This is a genomic window from Dysosmobacter segnis (assembly GCF_014297285.1).
In the GTDB taxonomy this organism is placed as follows: Bacteria; Bacillota; Clostridia; order Oscillospirales; family Oscillospiraceae; genus Oscillibacter; species Oscillibacter segnis.
In genome coordinates this window covers 1-1,307 of the sequence record NZ_JACOQI010000084.1, presented here as the reverse complement: position 1 = coordinate 1,307, position 1,307 = coordinate 1, and the positions used below count along the sequence as shown (strand labels likewise).

The following is a 1,307-nucleotide window of genomic DNA, read 5'->3' as shown; positions in this document are numbered from 1 at the left end:
GAGTTTGTTTCGCAGGCGGTGGATCAGAACTTCCACGAGGGCGCGGCAACTTGGTGCTACTTTGACGAGTTTCACATTCTGCTCCGTGATCCACTGACAGCCAGCTACTTTGTGGCGGTCTGGAAAATGCTGCGTAAAAAAGGATGTGTGCCGTCTGCTTTGACGCAGAACGTCAAAGACCTTTTGGCAAGCCGTGAAATCGAGAACATTCTGGACAACACGGATTTTATGATTCTGCTTTCGCAGGCGCAGAGTGACCGTACCATTCTGGCAAAACAGCTCGGTATTTCCGAGCACCAGCTTTCCTATATCACACACAGCAATTCCGGCGAGGGGCTGTTGTTCTATGGAAATGTGACCATCCCGTTTGTGGATCGGTTCCCTCGCGGAGAAATCTATGACCTGCTGACTACCCGCCCGGAGGATATGAAGAATGAAACGAAAAACGAATAAGGCCAAGGAGGAGGCTTGGTCGCAGACCGCCCACGCCCCTGACGAGGAGCAGTCCGGGCCGGAGGCTTCCGACACTTCGGGACAAAGTGTCCCAAAGTCCAAGTTCCGCAAAAAGAGCCAGCAAGAACAGGCTGCGGCAGCAAAGCTCCGTATGGAGTCCCAAGGCGAAAAACTGGAACAGGCCCGGGAGAAGCTGGCAAAACAAAAGCCGCCGAAAAAGCCCGGTCCGGTAAAACGCATAGGCCGTGTTGCCAGTGGTTCCGTTCACAGCTTCGTGCATGGCAAGATTTTTGAAGTGGAACAGGAAAATGTCGGCACAGAAGGCGCACACCGTTCTGAGCTTGTGGGAGAAACCGCACTGCGGCATGGCTCCCGCTTTGTGCGCCGTAAAGTCCGGGAACATCCGGCAAAAGTGGTACGCAAGGCCGAGGCCCGCTATACCAAGTACACGGCGGACTACCATTTTCACACCGCCGCACAGGAGCACCCGGAGCTGACGAAAAATGCGCTTACCCGCTACTGGCAGAAGCAACGGCTCCGCAGGCAATATCGCAAGCAGGCAAAGGAGGCTGCAAAGCAGGGCGCGGCTGCGGCGGGGAAAACTGCCACAGCCACAGAACGCCTGACCGCCCGGGCAGTGGAATTTGTCAAAAGTCATCCCGCAGGTGCCGTGATTGCGGTGCTCTGTGTGTTACTCCTGTTTGCTATGCAGTCCTGTTCCTCTACCATGCTTATGCTGGGGAACGCCGGGGCCGGTGCATTAGGGGCCAGCACCTATCCTTGCGAGGATCGGGATATGCTGGCCGCCGAAGCTGCCTACTGTGCGCTGGAAGATGATTTGCAGCATTATCTGG

The 1,307-nt window shown here is 55.9% G+C and carries 1 protein-coding gene and 1 pseudogene; both read left to right on the top strand.

Annotated elements, in window-relative coordinates:
• A pseudogene (locus H8Z83_RS19085) lies at window positions 1–453 on the top strand (VirB4-like conjugal transfer ATPase, CD1110 family); the annotation flags it as partial.
• Window positions 434–1,307: CD1108 family mobile element protein (locus H8Z83_RS19080; protein ID WP_366464630.1), on the top strand; the 874-nt coding region annotated here is incomplete at its 3' end. The pseudogene H8Z83_RS19085 and the gene H8Z83_RS19080, both read left to right, overlap by 20 nt.